The sequence below is a fragment of the Mycobacterium sp. IDR2000157661 genome, assembly GCF_022317005.1.
In the GTDB taxonomy this organism is placed as follows: Bacteria; Actinomycetota; Actinomycetes; order Mycobacteriales; family Mycobacteriaceae; genus Mycobacterium.
In genome coordinates, this window is record NZ_CP081006.1 from 1520019 (window position 1) to 1539676 (window position 19658).

Below are 19658 nucleotides of genomic sequence, written 5' to 3' on the forward strand. Positions count from 1 at the left end.
CGAGCCGTTACTCCTCGACGTCGTCGGCCTCGGCCTTGACCAGCGGCCCCGCGTCATATTCCAGCGCCTCCTGTTCGGCTTCCGGATCCGGGGCCACCAGCACACGTATCGAGCTGTTCAGGAACGCCAGCACCGGCACGGCCAGCAGCGCTCCGACGATGCCTGCTAGCACGCCGCCGCCGGCGATGGCCAGGACGATCGCCAGCGGGTGGATGGACACCGCCCGGCCCATCACCAGCGGCTGCAGTACATGGCCCTCGAGCTGCTGGACGCCGATGACCAGGGCCACGGTGATCACCGCGTAGATCAGACCCTTGGCGATCAGCGCGACGACCACCGCGAGGGCGCCGGCGATCACCGCGCCGACGAGCGGGATGAACGCACCCAGGAACACCAGCGATGCCAGCGGAAGCGCCAACGGGACCCCCATGATCGCCAGGCCGGTGCCGATGCCGACGGCGTCGACGAGCGCGACCAGGAAGGTGGCCCGGACGTAGCCGATCAGCGAATGGAACCCGGCGCGGCCCGCGTCGCGCACCCGGGAGCGAACGCTCGACGGGACGATGCGCGTCATGAACTGGTAGATGTTGCGCCCGCCCTGCAGCAGAAAGATCAACGTGAACAACACCAGCACCGCGCCGGTCACGATCTCGGTGACGGTGCCGGCCGTTGACAGCGCGCCTGTCGTCACCCTCGCCTGGTTGTTCTGCAGGGCCTCGATCGCGGCGTTGCCCGCGTTGTCGATCTGCTCTCGACTCAGGTGCAGCGGGCCGTCGATCAGCCAGTCGCGCACCCCGTCGATACTTTGGCTGACCTGGTCCACCAACGCCGGTGTGCCCTCGATGAATTGGCTGACGACGAAGGCGAGAATGCCCCCGACCACGGCGAAGCCACCGAGCAGCATCAGCGCCACGGCACCACCGCGCGGCGCGCCGCGCCGGTCCAGGAAGTCGACGGCGGGCATCAACAGGGCGGCCAGGATGGTCGCCAGCGCCACCGGCACGACGATGATCTCCAGGCGCTTGAATGTCCACAGCAGCACGACGATGGCCGCGAAGATCACCAGCAGGCGCCAGGACCAGGCCGCAGCCTTGCGGACGAGCGGCGTGACCGCCTCGTCATCGGTGAATGAGCCGGCGGGCATCCCGATAGCGTAACGGCCTGCGCCCGGCCCGGACGGATCTGCGGGATCGGCCGCGCCACGCCTTACTCTCTATGGCGTGGCCCACAACGCGACTGCGACCGGAGCCCGTAGCCAGGGGCGGCCCGCGCGCGGAAAGTACTGGTGGCTGCGGTGGACCGTCCTCGCAGTAGCCGTCGTGGTGCTCGCCGTCGAACTCGGCCTGGTATGGGACCAACTCGCCAAGGCGTGGCAGAGCCTCTACTCCGCCGACTGGTGGTGGGCATTGGCCGCGATCGGCACCGCACTGCTGTCGATGCACTTCTTCGGTGACATCCAGCGCAAGCTGTTGCGCTCGGCCGGGGTGCCGGTGCGGCAGTGGCGCTCGCAGGCCGCCTTCTACGCCGGCAACACCCTGAGCACGACGCTGCCCGGTGGACCGGTGCTGTCGGCGACGTTCATCTACCGCCAGCAGCGACTGTGGGGCGCCACGCCGGTCATCGCGTCCTGGCAGCTGGTCATGTCGGGCGCACTGCAGGTCATCAGCCTGGCCCTGCTCGGCCTGGGCAGCGCGTTCTTCCTCGGCGCCAGGCACAACCCGTTCTCGTTCATCTTCACGCTGGCCGGCTTCATCATGCTGATCGTGCTCGCGCAGGCGGTGGCCTCGCGGCCCGATCTGCTCGACGGGGTCGGCGTGCGGGTGCTGTCGTGGATCAACTACGTGCGTGGCAAGCCGCCCCACAACGGCCTGGTCAAGTGGCGTGCGACGCTGCAACAACTCGAGTCGGTGAAGCTGAACAGGCGCCAACTGGGCGTCGCGTTCGTCTGGTCGATGTGCACGCTGGTGACGGGTGTCGGCACGCTGCTGTTCGCCTGCTACGCCGCGGGTGGCAAGCCGTCGCTGCTCGGGGTGATCGTGGCCTACGTCGCGGCGCGTGCGGTCGGCTCGATACCGCTGATGCCCGGCGGCCTGCTGGTGGTGGAGGCGGTGCTGGTGCCCGGCCTCGTCTCGAGCGGCATGACGCTGGCGTCGGCGATCTCGGCGATGCTGATCTATCGGCTGGTCAGCTGGATCTTCATCGCGGCGATAGGCTGGGTGGTGTTCTTCTTCCTGTTCCGCACCGAGACCAACCTCGACCCCGACGCCGCTCCAGAACCCCGCGCATGAAAATGCCCGTCGCGGTGCTCGGCGCCGCGGTGCTGCTGACAGCCTGCGCCCCGAACGCCGATCGACTGCCGCAGCCCGGGCCCGCCGACACCCCCGCGGCCGGGCCGACTCAGGGACCGGTGCCGTCTGTCGCGACACCGCTGATCGCCGAAGCCGTCACCGAACCGATTCCGGTGCCCGCCACCGACGGCAAGACACACCTGGTGTACGAGATCCGGTTGACCAACGTGATGGCCGAGGATGTGACGCTGAGGTCGCTGACCGTGCTCGACCGCGACACCGCACTGCTCAGCCTCAGCGGCGATGAGCTCACCGACTGGACGCGACTCCTCGGAACAGCCACGCCCACAGCCAAAATCGGCCCGGCACAGAGCGCGGCGATCTGGTTGGACGTCACTCTCGAGAACGATGCGCCGGTGCCGACACGGCTGACCCATGCCGTCTCGCTGTCGAACTCGCAGCCGCAGCCCCCGCTGTTCCCCGCGACGCAGACCGTGGACCTGGCACCCGTCACCGTGCAGAGCCGCAAGCCCGTGGTCATCGACCCGCCGCTACGGGGGCCGAACTGGGTCAACGGCGACGGCTGCTGCGACACCAGCGCCCACCGCACGGCACTCAACCCGATCAACGGCCGACTCTGGGGTGCGGAGCGATTCGCGATCGACTACCTCCAACTCGACGAGGCAGGCCGGTTGACCACCGGCGACCCGGCCCAACTCGGCAGCTACCCGTACTTCGGCGCCGACATCCACGCCGTCGCCGACGGAGAGGTGGTCTCGGTGCGCGACGGCCTACCCGAACAGGTCCCCGGGACCAATCCGACCGGCTTGCCACTCGACCAGTACGCCGGAAACCATGTGGTGCAGAGCCTCGGCGACGGCAACTACGCGCTCTACGCCCACATCAAGACGGGCACCGCCAAGGTCAATCCCGGTGACCGACTGACGGCCGGCCAGGTCATCGGCACCGTCGGCAACACCGGCAACTCGGGTGCTCCGCACCTGCACTTCCACGTCATGAGCACGCCCGACCCACTGCGATCGGACGGACTGCCGTTCGTGTTCAACGAGTTCCGGCTCGATGACCGCCTCACAGCCCTCGAAGACCTCGACGACCTCTTGGTCGGCGGGCCTGCCAGGATGCAGCCCGGCTTCACCGCTCGTGACGAAACCGACGTCATGCCACTGGAATTGGACGTGATGACCTATGACGGCCAATAGTCGTCCGGTGGCTGCGGCGTTGGTCACCGATTTGGTCTGCGTCGTCGTTTTCTGTACCGTCGGCCGACGTAGCCACGCCGAAGGCCTCAGCCCGGCGGGCATCGCCGAGACGGCGTGGCCGTTTCTGGCCGGCACGCTGGCGGGTTGGCTGGCGTCGACGGGTTGGCGCCGACCCTATTCCCTGTTCCCCACCGGCGTCGTGGTGTGGCTGGCCACGGTGGTGGTCGGCATGGTGTTGCGCAAGCTCACGTCGGCCGGAACCGCGCCGAGTTTCATTGTGGTGGCGTCTATCTCGACGGCTGTCCTGCTACTCGGCTGGCGCGGAGCGGTGCGGGTGATGACCCGCGGCTGACACGGTCAACGTCGCACGAAGTCCGCCTAACGGCCCGTCGGAGAGCTCGATGCTGCCCCCGTGCAACGCCGCCTGCTGCGCCACCAGGGCCAGCCCGAGACCCGAACCACCGGCGGCGGCGGTGCTGCCGCGGGAGAACCTGCCCAGCACCGTCTGGTGCTCCTCGGCAGGCAGCCCGCAGCCGTTGTCGTCGACGACGATCATGACCGTGCCGTCGCTGCGGTGGGCCGCCAGCACGATGCGGCTGGCCTTGCCGTGCGTGATCGCGTTGCGCACCAGGTTGTCCACCGCGAGCCGCAGTCCGCTCGGCCAGCCCCAGATCTCGCCGAGGTCGTCGTCGGCCTCCACCTCGACCTCGACGGGCCCGCCTGGCCGCCAGTTCTCCCGCGCCACCCGGTCGAGCAGCTCGGTGAGGTCGATGCTTTCGCGGTCCTCGGCCTGGGCGAGCTCGCCGGACGCCAGCTGGCCGAGCGCGGTGATGAGAGCCTCCACCCGGCGCTGGGCGCGCGACAGATCGGCCACCACCTCGTCGCGTTCCTCGGCAGGCAGGTCGTGGATGCGAAGCGTGTCCAGGTCGGCGCGCATGGCGGTCAGAGGCGTGCGCAGCTCGTGGGCGGCGTTGGCGGCGAAATCCTGCGCTGCCTGAAGCGAATTGGTGGTGGCTTGCTGTGCGGCAGCCAGCCGGCGCAACATCCCCGACATCGCCTCGGACAGGTCCTCGGCTTCGCGTACACCACGCACCTCCGGCATCTGCTCGTTGCCCTTGCCCAGCCGCTTGGTGTGCTCGGTGAGCTTGCGCAGCGGACGGATCGCCGGGCCGGCCAGCAGCCAGCCCAAACCCGCGGCGCCGAGCACCGTGATCACACCGACGGCGGTATAGAGCGGAATCCTCCTGGGACTCAACAGGATGCTGTCGGCGCGGATGCCGATCGACATCAGCACGCCACCGTCCTGCTCGACGGGGATGGTCCGGACGCGGTACTCGACGCCGTTGACCTCGACGGTTTCGGTGCCCGGCGGCAGCGCGGGCAGCTGAAAGCCCCGCTGATACACCACCTGTCCGGTGGATCGCGACCGGCCGGTGGTCAGCACCCGCCGCGGATCCTGCAGCTGTTCGGGAAACATGCTGGCGTCGACGATCGAGTCCAGCCGCCGATCCAGTTGTGCGGCATCGTTGTTGGCGAGCACGACGGAGATCAGGACGAGGAAACCGGCGACCACGGCGGCTGCCGCGGCTGCCGAAGCGACGGCAACCCGGGTGCGCAGCGATGCCGACCGCAGGAATCGAGCTCGCCTCGGTGCCGCATCGTTCGGCTCGCGAGCTCGCCTCGGTGCCGCATTGTTCGGCTCGCGAGCTCGCCTCACGGCTCCTCTCGCAGCACGTACCCGATCCCCCGCACCGTGTGGATCACCCGCGGCAGGCCGTCGCGTTCGAGCTTGCGTCGCAGATAGGAGATGAACACATCGGCCACGTTGGTCTCGACGTCGAAGTCGTAGCCCCACACCATCTCGAGCAGCCGCTGGCGGCTCAACACCACGCCTGCGTTCTCGACGAGCACCGCCAGCAGGTCGAACTCGCGCTTGGTCAGGTCCACCCGCTCGCCGTCGACGAACACCAGGCGGCGCGCGGTGTCGATGGTCACCGGCCCGACGGTCATTGTGTCGGACTGCTCGTCGGAGTGCGCGGAACGACGCAGCAATGCGTGCAGTCGCGCGACCAACTCCCCGAGATCGAAGGGTTTGGTCAGATAGTCGTCGGCACCGGCTTCCAAGCCGGCGATCCGGTCGTTGACTGTGTCACGGGCGGACAGCACGCAGATCGGGATGTCGTTGCCCAGCGCGCGCAGCGCCGTGACCACCGCGACGCCGTCGAGTTCGGGCATCTGGACGTCGAGGACCAGCGCATCGTGCGATTCGGTGCTCAACAGCCGCAGCGCTTCTTTGCCGGTCGCGGCGACCCGGACGTCGAACCCCGAATGGCGCAGTCCGCGCGCCACCGAAGTCCGCACGTCCGGGTCGTCGTCGACCATCAGCACCGTGCGGCCCGCGCCCTCGTGCTGCGCGGGCGGCACAGGCGGCACGCGTCAGTTGATGGGATCGGCGAGGCCGTCGCCGTTGGTGTCGCCGCAGCGGTTCTTGAGGTCGACCAGCGGCTGCCGAATGCCGGTCAGGTCGGCCTTGACCTGGGGGTTGGCATCCAGGTAGGCCCGGACGTCGTCCTGCACCTCGTCGCGGGGCACGCCTTCGAGGCTGGTGAAGAAGAAGTTCACGTCCGGGTGGCTGAACAGGTATGCCGACGTCGCCGCCGAGACACCGGAGGCCACACCGGCGAGATCGGCCGCGGTGCAGTTGGGCGGTGGTGGCGGCGGCGGAGCGGGTTGAGCCATCGCCGAAGGCATCGCACCAAGGAACATCGCACCGGCAACAGCACCGGTGCCGACCGCGCCAGCAACCGCGCGCCGCGCGGTACGGGCCGAGAGCAACATGGACAGCTCCTTCATCGGAGGTGGGATGGCCGCAACCTGGGCGGTCGACGACCTGGACCAACGTTCAAAAGCTAAGCAGAATGTCGGCCGACTTTCTTGCCTTGCGCTCAAACGAATGCCAGAAAACCCTCAAACCGCAGCTCAGTGCGCCCGGTGCGACGCCATGTGCACCGCAACCGATCAGGGCAGACCGGCGATTGCCGCCCCGGGAGCCGTCCCGGCACCCGGCGACGCCGAGGAAGCCGCCGGTGAATGCACCGCCGAACCCGCACCGGGCAGCCCCACGTTCTGTGCCGATGGCAACCCTGCCGGCAAACTCGCCGGCAGGCCGCCGCCCTGCTGCGCAGCCTGCATCAGCCCCATCACCTGGGGCAGCGTCAGCGGCAGCTTGCACCGGCCGGACAGGCTGGCCAGCGGCTGCTGCAGCCGCTGCATCTCGTCGGCCACCTCGGGGTTGGCGTCGAAATAGGTTTTGAGCGCGGCCAACGACTGCGGGCCGCCCTGCTGCCGGGAGATCGTCGTCAGCGCCTGGTTGGTCTGCGGGTTCTCCTCGAGGTATGCGCCCGTCGAGTCGGCCACCGATCCGATGGTCTTGGCGACCTCGCTCGCGGCGCACGGATCCGGCGCAGCGGTCGCCGACGGCGTCATCGGCAGCGACGGGACAGCGAGCGCGACCACCACGCCGGCGCCCGCTGCGGACGCAGCGAATACACCGAACAAACCGCGGCGAATCGCCACGCAGGTCGTCTTCATCGAGAACTCCTAACGGTTTGCGAACGGATTGAGCAACCCGCAAACGCTTAAACGATCGTCGGCAAAGGCCCCCCGACCACCGAACCGACCGAAACGGCCGCTGCACATCCTGCCATCCGGGCCGTCGGGCTGGCCAATCGAGCAAGCAAACCCACAGGTGAACGCCGGTCGCTCGGCGGGGTCGGTAACGCCGCCGAACCGGATCGCGAGAAGCCGATCAGAGCAGCTGAGGGCGTTGCTGGCTTATCTCGCGAGCGGCGGCACCCTACCCCACGCTGTTGTACGCTTCGGCTACGAAACGCCGGGGAGAGAGCGGGGAGTCACCATCCAGCAGTTCATGATGCGCTTGAGTGGCACCCTGCGCAGATTCCGCTGGGCGGTATTCGCGGTGTGGCTACTTCTCCTGGTGCCGTCGATCTATCTCGCGCTGAACCATTCCGGTCATCTCACCGGTGGCGGCTTCGAGGTCGACGGCTCCCAGTCGCTGCGCGTGCAGCACGAACTCGAAGATCACTTCCCCGACCAGGGCGCGTCCCCCCTGGCGCTGGTCGCTGCCCCGCGTCCGGACGCCTCGTTCGACGACATGAACCTCGCGGTCAACCACCTCGAGCGGCTCGCCGCCGAGGTTCCCAGCGTGACGGTGACCCGGAACCCGCAACAGCCGCCGCCGCAGCCGGACCGGCCCTACGTCATCACCCTGCAGCTGGACTTCGACAACACCGGCGCCACCGATGTGGCCAAGCGGCTACGCGAGAAGGTCGGTGTCGACGGCGAAGAGCCCGGCGAGATCGCGGGCGGCCGGGTCAAGCTCTACGTGATCGGCCAGGGCGCGCTCGGGGCCGCGGCCTCGGGGGCGATCAAGACCGACATCGCCGAGGCCGAGCAGTGGAACCTGCCGATCGTCCTGATCGTGTTGCTCGCGGTATTCGGATCGCTGGCCGCCGCCGCGGTGCCGCTGGTGTTCGGCATCTGCACCGTCGTCGTCACGATGGGCGTGGTCTACGCCTTGTCGTCGATCACGACGATGTCGGTGTTCGTGGCCTCGACGGTGTCGATGTTCGGTATTGCTCTGGCCGTCGACTACTCACTGTTCATCCTCATGCGGTTCCGCGAAGAGTTGCGCGCGGGGCGTGATCCCGAACAGGCCGCCGACGCCGCTATGGCCACCTCGGGTCTGGCGGTCGTGCTGTCGGGGCTGACGGTGATCGCCTCGGTCACCGGCATCTACCTCATCCAGACTCCGGTGCTCGAGTCGATGGCCACCGGCGCCATCCTGGCGGTCGCGATCGCGGTCCTGACGTCGACCACGCTGACGCCTGCGGTATTGGCGACGTTCGGACGCTCGGCGGCCAAGCGCTCGTCGTACCTGCACTGGTCGCGGCGCCCGGAGACCACCCAGTCGCGATTCTGGACACGTTGGACCGGCTGGGTGATGCGACGGCCGTGGGTGTCGGCGGTCGCCGCCTCCGCTCTGCTGCTCACGCTCGCCGCGCCGGCCTTCTCGATGGTGCTGGGCAACAGCATGCAGCGCCAGTTCGAGCCGACGCACGAGATCCGCGGCGGCGTCAACGCCGCGGCCGAGGCGCTCGGTGCCGGTGCGCTGGGCCCGGTGCGAGTGCTGGTCACCTTCCCCGACGGCAATGCCGCGTCCGCGCCGTCGAAGGAGCCGTTGCTCGACTCCCTGCGCCAGCGCATGGCGCAGGGGCCGAACGTGGTGTCGGTGAGTCCGCCGGTGTTCGGCGAGGACTACCGGCACGCGCTGCTGTCGGCGGTGTTGTCGGTCGATCCCGAGGACATGGGCGCGCGCGAGACGGTCGACTGGATGCGCGCCGAGTTGCCCGCGGTGGCCGGCCCCGACGGCGTCCGGATCGACGTCGGGGGGCCCACGGCGCTGATCAAGGACTTCGACAGTCAGGTGTCCAAGACCCAGCCGTGGGTCTTCCTCTTCGTCGCGCTGATCGCGTTCCTGATGCTGCTCGTCGCGATCCGGTCGGTGTTCCTTGCGCTCAAGGGCGTTCTCATGACGGTGCTGTCGGTGGCGGCCGCCTACGGCAGCCTCGTGGTGGTGTTCCAGTGGGGTTGGCTCGAGGACCTAGGGTTCGCGTCGCTGCCGTCGCTGGACAGCACGATCCCCCCGCTGGTGCTCGCGATCGCCTTCGGCCTGTCGATGGACTACGAGATCTTCCTGCTCACCCGGATCCGCGAGCGGTACCTGCAGACGGGCAACACCCGCGACGCGGTCGCCTACGGCGTGAGCACCAGTGCGAGAACCATCACCAGCGCCGCGCTGATCATGATCGCGGTGTTCATCGGGTTCGCGTTCGCCGGCATGCCCCTGGTGGCGCAACTCGGTGTCGCCTGCGCGGTGGCGATCGCGGTGGACGCGACGGTGGTGCGCCTGGTGCTGGTACCCGCGCTGATGGCGATGTTCGACGAATGGAACTGGTGGCTGCCCCGTTGGCTGGCCCGCATCCTGCCGTCGGTGGACTTCGAGAAGCCGCTGCCCAAGGTGGAGACGACAGACCTGGTCATCATCCCCGACGACCTGTCCTCGCTCGGTGCGACCGGCTCCGAGATGCGCATAGTAGTCAAGTCCGCGGCCAAGCTGAAAACCCTTGCCCCGCATGCGGTCACCGTTGCCGACCCGCTCGCCCTCGGCGGCTGCGGGACGGTCGCGATCCCGACGAAGCTACGCAGCGTCGACCGGCTCAACGGCGCGCACCGCAACGGCAGGAGCCACCGCAACGGGGGCGACAACGGGAGCGGTAAGGCCCTGGCCACCGGGGCGTTGCCGGTACACCCGGTGACGATGTGGCGCGGTCGCCTGTCGGTGGCGCTCGACGCGCTGGAGGCCGCCTCGGACTGCGAGCGCCCTCCGATGGAGCGGCGCAGCCCGATGGAGACCACCAACGTCCAGCTGCCGACCGGTGACCGGCTGCAGGTGCCGACCGGCGCGGAGACGCTGCGGTTGAAGAGCTACCTGATCATGTGCCGCAACAGCACCAAGGACTACGCCGAGTTTGCCGATCTGGTCGAGTCCATGGAGACTCGTACCGCCGCGGAAGTACTGACCGGGATGGACCGGTATTACTGTGGACAACAGTCGAGAAAGCAATGGGTGGCCACCCAGTTGGTGCGCCGACTGGCCGACCCGCAGCCGTCCGACGAGCACGACACCCGGATGGCCGGGCCGGAGGCGGAGGCTGACTGGGCCAAGGTCAGGGAGCGCTGCCTGTCAGTGGCCGTAGCGATGCTTGAGGAGGCGAGGTGACGGTGACGCCCGAGGCCCGGGACACCCGCCGCCGCGAGGTCGTCGCCCGGGATCAGCGCCAGCCCGCGCCGCGGCCCGTCGCCGACGAGCGGCCGGTCGAGTTCTGGCCCACCGCGGCGATCCGCGCGGCGCTGGAGACCGACGATCTCGCCGTGTGGCAGCGCATCGTCGCAGCGATCAAGCGTGACCCCTTCGGCCGCACCGCCCGCCAGGTCGAGGAGGTGCTGGAGACCGCCCGCCCCTATGGCGTGTCCAAGGCGCTGGCCGAGGTGCTCGTCCGGACCCGTGAACATCTGGAGGCCAACGAACGCGCCGAGGTGGCCCGCCACATCCGCGCACTGGTGGAGCACTCCGGGCTCGGCCAGCAGGAGTTCGCGTCGCGCATCGGAGTGCCCAGCGCCCAGTTCGCGACGTTCCTGTCCGGGGAGGTCAGCCCGCCCGCGGCGTTGATGGTCCGCATGCAGCGGCTCTCCGAGCGGTTCGCCAAGATGCGCTCGGCGCGCCCGGGTCCCAACTCCTGATCCGCGGCTGAGACCCGTCGCACCGGGTATGCCATGGCCATGGACCTCGAGCAGATACTGCGCGAGACGCGCACCGTGGCGATCGTCGGCGCGTCCCCCAACCCGATGCGGGCCAGCCACGACATCTGGACCTATCTGAAGGCCGCGAGCGACTACGAGCTGTACCTGGTCAACCCGACGGTCAGCGAGATCGACGGCACGCCGGTGTACCCGTCGCTGGCCGACCTGCCGGTGGTGCCCGACCTCGTCGACGTGTTCCGACGGCGTGAGCATCTGCCCGCCGTGCTGGCCGAAACCATCTCCATCGGCGCCAAGGTGCTCTGGCTGCAGCTGGGGTTGTGGGACGAGCAGATCGCCCGCGACGGCGAGTCGGCAGGCCTGTCGGTGGTCATGGACCGCTGCATCAAGGTCGACCACGCCCGCTTGCTGCGCTAACGGGAGTGGATCGGCGACACGTCCTCGACCAGCCAGCGTCCGTTCTGCTTCGACAGCCCCACCCGCAGGGCGAGCACCGCGGTGTCCGGCGGCTGCCCCGGTGCGTTCTGGGTGCCGCGCAGCACCACCGCGACACTGGCCGCGTCCGGGCCGATCGCCTCGACACCTGCTGACACCGTGCTCGCCTGCGCGGAGATGTTGCGGCTGGTCAACTGCTCTGCGACAGCGGAGAACTCGTTCTTGAACGCCTCGGCGCGCTCAGGTGCCATCAGCGCCGCCGCGCGGTCGATCGAGGCGGTCGGACTCTGCGGGGTGAAGGTCGCCGAGGCCTCGGCGACGCTGCTGGCGATGCCGACCACCTCGGTGATGTCGTTGCGCAGGGTCCGGTCGGGCACCGTCCAGTTGAGGTAGCCGACGAGGACCGCGGCCGCGACCGCCGTCGTCGCGACCGCCACCACGCCCAGCCGCAACCCGGGCCCGTCGTCGTCGGCGCCCACGGTGACCCTGTCCCGGCGCGCCAGCACGACGTTGACCACGACGCCCTGCACGATCAGCAGGCACAGCACCGAGCAGACCGCAACCCACCACAGCGGCCACGCCAGGGCGATGCCGATGTAGACCAGCGCCGCGACCGCCGCGATCGGGGGCGCGACGTCGAAGGCCGCCACCCGCCACGCGTTCCTCATCGAATCGGCTCCAGCCCCGAGATGAGGAGCCTGCCGTCGACCTCGGAGACGTCCAGTCGCAGGTTCCAGCGGACCGTCCGCGGCTCCTCGTCGCCGGCGTTCTCACTGACCGACGTCGCGATCACCATGACCGTGTCGGTGCGCGATGCGGCCTCGGCAAGCTCGGGCTGCGGCGGCCGCGCGCCGTCGGCTCCTGGCTGCTCATGATGGATGGTCTCCACCGCGACCGAGTCGATCTGGCCTCTGGTGCGCGACTGCAACGTCTGGACCAGCTTGCGGTACGGCTCGACGGATGCCTCGAAGTCGGCGTTGAGCTGACCGACGGTCCCCTCGTGGAGCGCGTTCATGTCGGCATCGACGGTGTCTCTGTTCATGTTGATCAGCACCTCGGTCCACTCGGCGGCGGCGGCCATGATGGCGGCGCGATACCGGAGTTCGTCGGTGTGGTCGTCGTGCTGCACCCAGATCAGGGCGGCCAGGGCCACCGCGGCCACGGCGATCACGGCGAGCACGGCGGAGGCGACCCCGAAACGGGTGAGCGCCGGTCCGTCGTCGTGATCGGTCGTCGGCTCGTCGTCTGGCATGGGCGCGAGGCTACCGGGCTGCTCTTCTCGCGGTCTGGCACCCTGGTGAGGTGACCGTTGAAGCCATTCGATCCGGTATTGACCTGACCCACGTCGACGCCGAAGCCCGCCCGCAGGACGACCTGTTCGGCCACGTCAACGGCGGCTGGCTGCGCGACTACGAGATGCCCGGCGACCGTGCTACCGACGGAGCCTTCCGGTCGCTCTACGACCGCGCCGAGGAGCAGGTCCGCGATCTCATCGCCGAAGCGGCGGCCTCGGGGGCCGCTGGGTATTCGCCAGACACCGACTTGCAGCGCATCGGCGATCTCTATGCCAGCTTCATGGACGAGCAGACCGTCGCCGAGCGCGGGACGGCGCCGTTGCTCGAGGAACTGGCCGCCATCGACGCCGCCGAGACGCCCCAGGCGCTGGCTGTGGTGCTCGGCGACCTGCAGCGCACCGGCGTCGGCGGCGCCACCGGCGTCTACGTCGACACCGACTCCAAGGACTCGACGCGCTACCTGCTGCACTTCACCCAGTCGGGCCTTGGCCTGCCGGACGAGTCGTACTACCGCGATGAGCAGCACGCCGAGATCCTGGCCGCCTACCCGAAGCACATCGCGGCGATGTTCGGCCTCGTCTTCGGCTCGTCGCAGGACGAGCACGACGGGACGGCCGCTCGCATCCTCGCACTGGAGACGAAACTGGCCGCCGCGCACTGGGACGTCGTCAAACGCCGCGACGCCGACCTCTCCTACAACCTGCGCACCTTCGCCGACCTCTCCACCGAGGCACCCGGCTTCGATTGGTCGGGCTGGCTGACCGCGCTCGGCGCCCCTGTCTTCGGCGACCAGAGGCATCCTGCCGAAGTCGTTGTGCGGCAACCCGACTACCTCACCGCTTTCGCCGGGACGTGGTCCGGTGAGGATTTCGAGGACTGGAAGTGCTGGCTTCGCTGGCGGCTGATCCATGCGCGGGCGTTCCTGCTGACCGACGACCTGATCGCCGAGGACTTCTCGTTCTACGGCCGCAGGCTATCGGGAACCGAGCAGATCCGGGACCGCTGGAAGCGCGCGGTGTCGGTGGTGGAAAGCCTGCTGGGCGACGCCGTCGGCAAGCTCTACGTCGAGCGCCACTTCCCACCGCACGCCAAGGAGCGGATGGATGAACTGGTGGCCAACATTCGCGAGGCCTACCGCGTCAGCATCAACTCGCTGGACTGGATGACGCCGGCGACTCGGGAGAAGGCACTCGTCAAGCTCGACAAGTTCACCCCGAAGATCGGTTATCCCGCCAAGTGGCGCGACTATTCGGCGCTGGTCATCGAGCGCGACGACCTCTACGGCAACTTCCGGCGCGGTTACGGATTCGAGTACGCCCGCGAGATGGCCAAGCTCGGCGGGCCGGTGGACCGCGACGAGTGGTTCATGACGCCGCAGACCGTCAACGCCTACTACAACCCTGGTATGAACGAGATCGTCTTCCCCGCGGCGATTCTCCAGCCGCCGTTCTTCGACGCCGAGGCCGACGACGCCGCCAACTACGGCGGAATCGGAGCGGTGATCGGCCACGAGATCGGCCACGGGTTCGACGACCAGGGCGCCAAGTACGACGGTGACGGCAACCTCGTCGACTGGTGGACCGACGAGGACCGCACCGAGTTCGGCGCCCGCACCAAGAAGCTGATCGAGCAGTACGACGCCTACGTGCCCCGCGCGCTGAGTAACGGGCACCACGTCAACGGGGCGTTCACCGTCGGGGAGAACATCGGCGATCTGGGTGGACTGTCGATCGCTCTGCTGGCTTACCGGTTGTCGCTGCAGGGCAAGGACGCTCCGGTGATCGACGGACTGACCGGCGAGCAGCGCGTCTTCTTCGGCTGGGCACAGGTGTGGCGGACCAAGTCCCGGGACGCGGAGGCGATCCGGCGGCTGGCGACCGATCCGCACTCACCGCCGGAGTTCCGGTGCAACGGCGTCATCCGCAACATGGACGCGTTCTACGAGGCGTTCGACGTCAGCGTGAACGACGCGCTCTACCTGGAACCGCAGCGGCGGGTCCGCATCTGGAACTAGCGCTCGTCGCGCCGAGCATTGATCCGGGGCGTCGGTCCGGGCTAGAACATCTGCCAGTCGGACGCACCGTCGGGCTGGTTGTACAGCCCGCCGCCGGTGTTCTTGATCACGACGGCGTCGCCGGAGCCGAAGTTGTCGAAGAACCACTGGGCGTTGGCCGGGCTGAGGTTGATGCAGCCGTGGCTGACGTTCTCCTCGCCCTGCGACCCGACCGACCATGGCGCGCTGTGCACGAAGATGCCCTGGTTGTCGATCCGGACGGCATTCTGGACCTTGACCTTGTAGCCGTCGGCCGAGTCGACGGGAACGCCGTAGGTCGACGAGTCCATCACGATGCTGTCGAACTTCTCGAGGACGTAGTGGGTGCCGTTACGGGTGTAGGTACCGGCCTTGCCCATCGACACCGGGAACGTCTTCACCAGTTCACCGTTGCGGTGGATCTCCATCTGCTTGGTGGAGTCGTCGATGGTTGCGACGAGCTGCTCGGGCACCGTGAAGCTCGACTTGGCGCCGGACGCGTCGATGTTGACGACGGTGCCCGCCGGCCAGAAGTCCTGGGGCCGCCACCGGACCTGCGTGTCGCTGGTCCAGTAGAACCGGCCCGGCACCGGCGGATTGGACGAGATGTGGATCGCCTGCTCGGCCATCGCGCGGTCGGCGATCGGCCGCTGGAAGTTGATGTAGATGGGCTTGGCGGCTCCGACGATGGAACCGTTGACCGGGTTGAAGGTCGGCGGCGCGAACACCGGCGAACCGACGTACGGGGTGGGGTTCTGACCGGCCGGCGTGCCCTCCGGTATGGGCAGCTGCTGGGCCATCGGGTCCGCGGCCGGGAACAGCGGGTTGGCCGCCGGCGCCAACGGGCTGGCCGGCGGGGGCGGCGGGGAATCCTAACGGATTCGCCGGCGGCGGAGGCGGCGCCGGTGCGACCGGCGCCGGGGGCGGCGGGGGCGGAGCCGGTGGCTGAGCCACTGCGGACGGGCTGGTCAGCACCATCCCGCCGACGAATCCAGCCGCCACGAGCGCGGTGAGCAGTCGCCTCCGCATACACAACCTCCCAAATCGCAGAACTTCGTCCAGTGTGGCATAGCATCCGGAACCGCCCTGCGCTTCCACGCACCACGACAAGACGGTCAGTGCCCGGCACCACACAGTGACCTGCTGTGTTATCGGCCGAGACCGGTCGGTGTTACTTCTGCCTCCCCGGTGAGCGGGAGTTCCCAGCGCCAGATCGGCCCGTCCTCGGGGTCGACGAGCTCGTGGGTTCGTGTGAATCCGAGCCTGCGCAGCACACCCGTCGACGGGTTGTCCCGGGCCAGCGTGTTGGCGATCACCGTCCTGACACCGCCGACCAACCGGTCGTCGGCGAGGGAGAAGTGCATCCACCAGTCGGCCTCGTCGGGATGGTCACGCAACCGGTCGATACTGAACCCGATCGACTCTCCGAACTCCGGCCAGCCTGCGGGCACCGCGCTCCCGATGAGCAGGCCGAACCCCGCCGGATCGGACTGCAAGGCCTGCAGGTACTCGACGGTGGCGGGAACCAGCCGAACACTGGTCATGTGATTGTTGCTTTCAGTGTGAGCCCGACAGGTGGCGACGACAGCGTGGGTGCGGCAGTGGCCGAGGCGATCCGGGCGGTCCGCGCATCGGGACTGCCCAACGAGACTAATGCGATGTTCACCAACATCGAGGGTGAATGGGATGAGGTGATGGCGGTGGTCAAGCGGTCGGTGGACGCAGTGGCGGCGGTGGCGCCGCGCGTCAGCCTGGTCCTCAAGGCCGACATCCGCCCGGGCCACACCGACCAGTTGACGGCCAAGGTCCAGCGTATCGAGGACGTCCTCGGCGGCTGACGTGCCGGACTAGGACCGCACCAGACGGGCGATGGCGGCCGACGCCTCGGCCAGCTTGGCGTCGGCCTCATCGCCGCCCTCGGCAACGGCTCGGGTGACGCAGTGACCCAGATGCTCGTCGAGCAAGCTCAGCGCCACCGACTGCAGTGCACTGTTGACCGCGCTGATCTGAGTGAGTACGTCGATGCAGTACTTGTCCTCGTCGATCATCTTGGCGATCCCGCGCACCTGACCCTCGATGCGGCGCAGGCGCTTGGCGTAGTTCTCCTTCTGCGGCGAATAGCCGTGCGTCACAGTCTCGCTCATGCTCCGCCGCCTTCCAGCATTTGTCGCATCTGCGCGATCTCGGCCTCTTGCGTGTCGATGATCGACTGCGCCAACCGCTTGGCGTCCACGTTGTCGCCGTTCGCGAGTTCGGCGCGGGCCATCTCGACAGCCCCCCGGTGGTGGCTGATCATCGACTCCAGCCAGAGCCTGTCGAACTCCTCGCCCTTGAGCGACTCGAGCCTGGTCATCGTCGCCTGGTCGACCATGCCCTGCATCGTCATGCCGTGGCCCTCGTGTCCGCTGCTGTCGTGCGGGTTCTCGTTCCACTGCACCAGGAACGCCTGCATGGTGCGGATTTCGGGTTCCTGGGCGCTGGAGATCTGCTCAGCCATCGCCCTGACCTGCGGGTCGGTCGAGCGGTCCGGGACCATCGCCGACAGCTCCACGGCCTGCTTGTGGTGGGGAATCATGTTGGTCGCGAACGCCACGTCGTCGGCGTTGAACCCCGCGGGCTCCCCGCCGATGACGGGCTCGTCCGACTGGTGACCGGAGTGCGCGTCGGACGTGGTTTCCGAACTGCTGCACGAACTGAGGAACACGACCGCGGTGAGGGCGGCCAGGATCGCGATCAAGCGGGCGGACAGAGAGATCATGGCCGCCAGCGTACCTCATACCCCAGAGGGGTATTTTTAACGGTTTGGCCGGGACAAACGCCAGAGGCATACTTGGCTGATGCCCTCAAAGACTCCCGACATCGAAGCCTCCCGTCGGGCGGAGCCCGACATCAAGCCCCGGAGCCGCGACGTCACCGACGGCCTGGAGAGGGCCGCGGCCCGCGGGATGTTGCGCGCGGTAGGCATGGAGGACGCCGATTTCGCCAAGCCGCAGATCGGCGTCGGGTCGTCGTGGAACGAGATCACGCCGTGCAACCTGTCGCTGGACCGGCTGGCCAAGGCGGTCAAGGACGGCGTGCACGCCGCCGGCGGGTTCCCGATGGAGTTCGGCACGATCTCGGTGTCCGACGGGATCTCGATGGGCCACGAGGGCATGCATTTCTCGCTGGTGTCGCGCGAGGTGATCGCCGACAGCGTCGAGACGGTGATGCAGGCCGAACGCCTGGACGGTTCGGTGCTGCTCGCAGGCTGCGACAAGTCGCTGCCCGGCATGCTGATGGCCGCCGCCCGCCTCGACCTGGCCAGCGTCTTCCTCTACGCCGGATCGATCCTGCCCGGCAGGGCCAAGCTGAGCGACGGCACCGAGCGGGAGGTCACGATCATCGACGCATTCGAAGCCGTCGGCGCATGCGCGCGCGGGCTGATGCCGCGTGAGGACGTCGACGCGATCGAGCGCGCGATCTGTCCCGGCGAGGGTGCCTGCGGCGGCATGTACACCGCCAACACCATGGCGTCGGCGGCCGAGGCGCTGGGCATGTCGCTGCCCGGTTCGGCCGCTCCCCCGGCCACCGATCGACGCCGGGACGGGATCGCGCGCCGCTCTGGGCAGGCCGTCGTAGAACTGCTGCGGCGCGGGATCACCGCCCGCGACATCCTGACCAGGGAGGCGTTCGAGAACGCGATCGCGGTGGTGATGGCGTTCGGCGGGTCGACCAACGCGGTGCTGCACCTGCTGGCCATCGCGCACGAGGCCAACGTCAAGCTGACGCTCGACGACTTCACCCGCGTCGGGGCCAAGGTGCCGCACCTGGCCGATGTGAAACCGTTCGGCAGCCATGTGATGACCGACGTCGACCGCATCGGCGGGGTGCCCGTCGTGATGAAGGCGCTGCTGGACGCCGGCCTGATGCACGGCGACTGCCTGACGGTGACCGGACAGACCATGGCCGACAACCTCGCCCACATCGCGCCGCCGGACCCCGACGGCAAGGTCCTGCGCGTGCTGACCGATCCGATTCATCCGACCGGCGGCATCACGATCCTGCACGGTTCACTGGCTCCCGAGGGTGCGGTGGTCAAGTCGGCGGGCTTCGATTCGGATGTGTTCGAGGGCACCGCAAGGGTTTTCGAGCGCGAGCGGGCGGCTCTGGACGCGCTGGAGGACGGCACGATTCAGGCCGGTGACGTCGTGGTGATCCGCTACGAAGGACCCAAAGGCGGTCCCGGCATGCGGGAGATGCTCGCGATCACCGGCGCGATCAAGGGGGCAGGCCTCGGCAAGGACGTGCTGTTGATGACCGACGGCCGGTTCTCCGGCGGCACGACGGGCCTGTGCGTCGGGCACATCGCGCCCGAGGCGGTCGACGGCGGACCCATCGCGTTCCTGAAGGACGGCGACCGAATCCGTCTCGACGTCGCCAAGGGCACCCTCGACGTGCTGGTCGATCCGGCGGAGTTCGACGAGCGCAAGGCCGGTTTCGAACCCCTTCCGCCGCGCTACACCACCGGCGTGCTGGCCAAGTACACCAAGCTGGTCGGCTCGGCGGCCGGCGGCGCGGTGTGCGGTTAGCGGCTCTGCCGTTCGGCGGCGATGGCGGCTATCCGAGGCAGGGCGATCGCGCAGACCGGCAGGTAGGCGGTCGCCCACCACGGCACGCCGAAGATGATGCGGCTTCCGCCGTCTTCGGGCCACACCTCGTGACGGGTGGCGCCGATGCCGACGACCTCCCAGGCCCAGCAGCGGCCGACCTCCAGCTCAGTGATGGTGAACGGCAGCGAGACACCAAGCAGCGTCATGACTTTCCCGTGTGAGCCGACCCGCAGGGGTCCACGCTCGGACAGTTCGGCGCCCTGCACCGTGGGGCCCCACTGGGGCCAGGCGTCGAGGTCGACCAGCACGCCCCACACCGCGGCCGGGTCGACGTCGGCGCGCAGTTCGACGGTGGGCATGCCACGCCGGAAACCGAAGCTCAACATCCCTGCACTCAT

The 19658-nt window shown here is 68.6% G+C and carries 20 protein-coding genes and 1 pseudogene; 9 read left to right on the plus strand and 12 right to left on the minus strand.

What is annotated here, in order from left to right:
- Positions 1 to 7: 7 nt before the first annotated feature.
- Positions 8 to 1144 (minus strand): AI-2E family transporter, encoded by a 1137-nt coding sequence (locus K3G64_RS08300; RefSeq protein ID WP_238890337.1) that lies wholly within the window; start codon positions 1142 to 1144, stop codon positions 8 to 10.
- 76 nt (positions 1145 to 1220) lie between these two features.
- Between K3G64_RS08300 and K3G64_RS08305 the strand changes: the two genes are divergently transcribed.
- From K3G64_RS08305 to K3G64_RS08315, 3 genes are read left to right on the plus strand one after another with little or no spacing between them, the layout of a single operon-like run.
- Entirely contained in the window at positions 1221 to 2288 is a 1068-nt protein-coding gene (locus K3G64_RS08305; protein ID WP_238890339.1) for a lysylphosphatidylglycerol synthase transmembrane domain-containing protein, read from the plus strand.
- 2 nt (positions 2289 to 2290) lie between these two features.
- Positions 2291 to 3508, plus strand: coding sequence for a M23 family metallopeptidase (locus K3G64_RS08310; RefSeq protein WP_370647176.1), 1218 nt, complete (start codon positions 2291 to 2293; stop codon positions 3506 to 3508).
- Positions 3495 to 3860, plus strand: coding sequence for a DUF3054 domain-containing protein (locus tag K3G64_RS08315; protein WP_238890343.1), 366 nt, complete (start codon positions 3495 to 3497; stop codon positions 3858 to 3860). The genes K3G64_RS08310 and K3G64_RS08315 overlap by 14 nt, the downstream gene beginning before the upstream one ends.
- Here K3G64_RS08315 and K3G64_RS08320 read toward each other — a convergent pair.
- From K3G64_RS08320 to K3G64_RS08335, 4 genes are all read right to left on the minus strand, one after another.
- Positions 3816 to 5141, minus strand: a complete 1326-nt coding sequence (locus tag K3G64_RS08320; protein WP_238950516.1) for a HAMP domain-containing sensor histidine kinase — start codon at positions 5139 to 5141, stop codon at positions 3816 to 3818. The two genes, K3G64_RS08315 and K3G64_RS08320, sit on opposite strands and share 45 nt — an antisense overlap.
- Before the next feature lie 80 nt (positions 5142 to 5221).
- On the minus strand, positions 5222 to 5890 hold the full coding sequence (locus K3G64_RS08325; protein ID WP_238950518.1) for a response regulator transcription factor: 669 nt from the start codon (positions 5888 to 5890) through the stop codon (positions 5222 to 5224).
- A gap of 54 nt (positions 5891 to 5944) precedes the next feature.
- Positions 5945 to 6346, minus strand: a complete 402-nt coding sequence (locus K3G64_RS08330) for a heme-binding protein (RefSeq protein ID WP_238890344.1) — start codon at positions 6344 to 6346, stop codon at positions 5945 to 5947.
- A gap of 180 nt (positions 6347 to 6526) precedes the next feature.
- Positions 6527 to 7099, minus strand: a complete 573-nt coding sequence (locus K3G64_RS08335) for a hemophore (RefSeq protein WP_238890345.1) — start codon at positions 7097 to 7099, stop codon at positions 6527 to 6529.
- 337 nt (positions 7100 to 7436) lie between these two features.
- Between K3G64_RS08335 and K3G64_RS08340 the strand changes: the two genes are divergently transcribed.
- Genes K3G64_RS08340 through K3G64_RS08350 form a run of 3 tightly spaced genes read left to right on the plus strand, consistent with a single transcriptional unit; the run spans position 7437 to position 11326 of the window.
- Positions 7437 to 10370, plus strand: a complete 2934-nt coding sequence (locus K3G64_RS08340; RefSeq protein ID WP_238890348.1) for an MMPL family transporter — start codon at positions 7437 to 7439, stop codon at positions 10368 to 10370.
- Entirely contained in the window at positions 10367 to 10891 is a 525-nt protein-coding gene (locus tag K3G64_RS08345) for an XRE family transcriptional regulator (RefSeq protein WP_238890351.1), read from the plus strand. Before K3G64_RS08340 ends, K3G64_RS08345 begins: the two co-directional genes overlap by 4 nt.
- A 39-nt stretch (positions 10892 to 10930) precedes the next feature.
- Positions 10931 to 11326 (plus strand): CoA-binding protein, encoded by a 396-nt coding sequence (locus K3G64_RS08350; RefSeq protein WP_238890354.1) that lies wholly within the window; start codon positions 10931 to 10933, stop codon positions 11324 to 11326.
- Here the strand turns inward: K3G64_RS08350 and K3G64_RS08355 are convergent.
- Positions 11323 to 12012 (minus strand): hypothetical protein, encoded by a 690-nt coding sequence (locus K3G64_RS08355; RefSeq protein WP_238890356.1) that lies wholly within the window; start codon positions 12010 to 12012, stop codon positions 11323 to 11325. The two genes, K3G64_RS08350 and K3G64_RS08355, sit on opposite strands and share 4 nt — an antisense overlap.
- Complete coding sequence (locus K3G64_RS08360; RefSeq protein ID WP_238890359.1) at positions 12009 to 12596, minus strand: hypothetical protein; 588 nt, start codon at positions 12594 to 12596, stop codon at positions 12009 to 12011. Before K3G64_RS08360 ends, K3G64_RS08355 begins: the two co-directional genes overlap by 4 nt.
- 50 nt (positions 12597 to 12646) lie before the next feature.
- Here K3G64_RS08360 and K3G64_RS08365 point away from each other — a divergent pair, with 50 nt between their 5' ends.
- Positions 12647 to 14653: a M13 family metallopeptidase gene (locus K3G64_RS08365; protein WP_238890362.1), complete on the plus strand. Its 2007-nt coding sequence runs from the start codon at positions 12647 to 12649 to the stop codon at positions 14651 to 14653.
- 41 nt (positions 14654 to 14694) lie between these two features.
- Here K3G64_RS08365 and K3G64_RS08370 read toward each other — a convergent pair.
- Positions 14695 to 15700, minus strand: a pseudogene (locus K3G64_RS08370) (L,D-transpeptidase).
- 119 nt (positions 15701 to 15819) lie between these two features.
- Positions 15820 to 16215, minus strand: a complete 396-nt coding sequence (locus tag K3G64_RS08375) for an N-acetyltransferase (RefSeq protein ID WP_238890365.1) — start codon at positions 16213 to 16215, stop codon at positions 15820 to 15822.
- Between K3G64_RS08375 and K3G64_RS08380 the strand changes: the two genes are divergently transcribed.
- Positions 16216 to 16509, plus strand: a complete 294-nt coding sequence (locus K3G64_RS08380; protein WP_238890368.1) for a thiamine-binding protein — start codon at positions 16216 to 16218, stop codon at positions 16507 to 16509.
- 9 nt (positions 16510 to 16518) lie between these two features.
- Here the strand turns inward: K3G64_RS08380 and K3G64_RS08385 are convergent, their stop codons facing one another.
- Together K3G64_RS08385 and K3G64_RS08390 are read right to left on the minus strand one after the other, a co-directional pair.
- Positions 16519 to 16815: a metal-sensitive transcriptional regulator gene (locus tag K3G64_RS08385; RefSeq protein WP_238890371.1), complete on the minus strand. Its 297-nt coding sequence runs from the start codon at positions 16813 to 16815 to the stop codon at positions 16519 to 16521.
- Complete coding sequence (locus K3G64_RS08390; RefSeq protein WP_238890373.1) at positions 16812 to 17429, minus strand: DUF305 domain-containing protein; 618 nt, start codon at positions 17427 to 17429, stop codon at positions 16812 to 16814. The genes K3G64_RS08385 and K3G64_RS08390 overlap by 4 nt, the downstream gene beginning before the upstream one ends.
- Before the next feature lie 79 nt (positions 17430 to 17508).
- Here K3G64_RS08390 and ilvD point away from each other — a divergent pair, with 79 nt between their 5' ends.
- Positions 17509 to 19239, plus strand: a complete 1731-nt coding sequence (ilvD, locus tag K3G64_RS08395) for a dihydroxy-acid dehydratase (protein WP_238949092.1) — start codon at positions 17509 to 17511, stop codon at positions 19237 to 19239.
- Here the strand turns inward: ilvD and K3G64_RS08400 are convergent.
- A complete protein-coding gene (locus K3G64_RS08400) occupies positions 19236 to 19658 on the minus strand; it encodes an SRPBCC family protein (RefSeq protein ID WP_238949093.1) in 423 nt (140 codons plus the stop codon). The genes ilvD and K3G64_RS08400 overlap by 4 nt on opposite strands.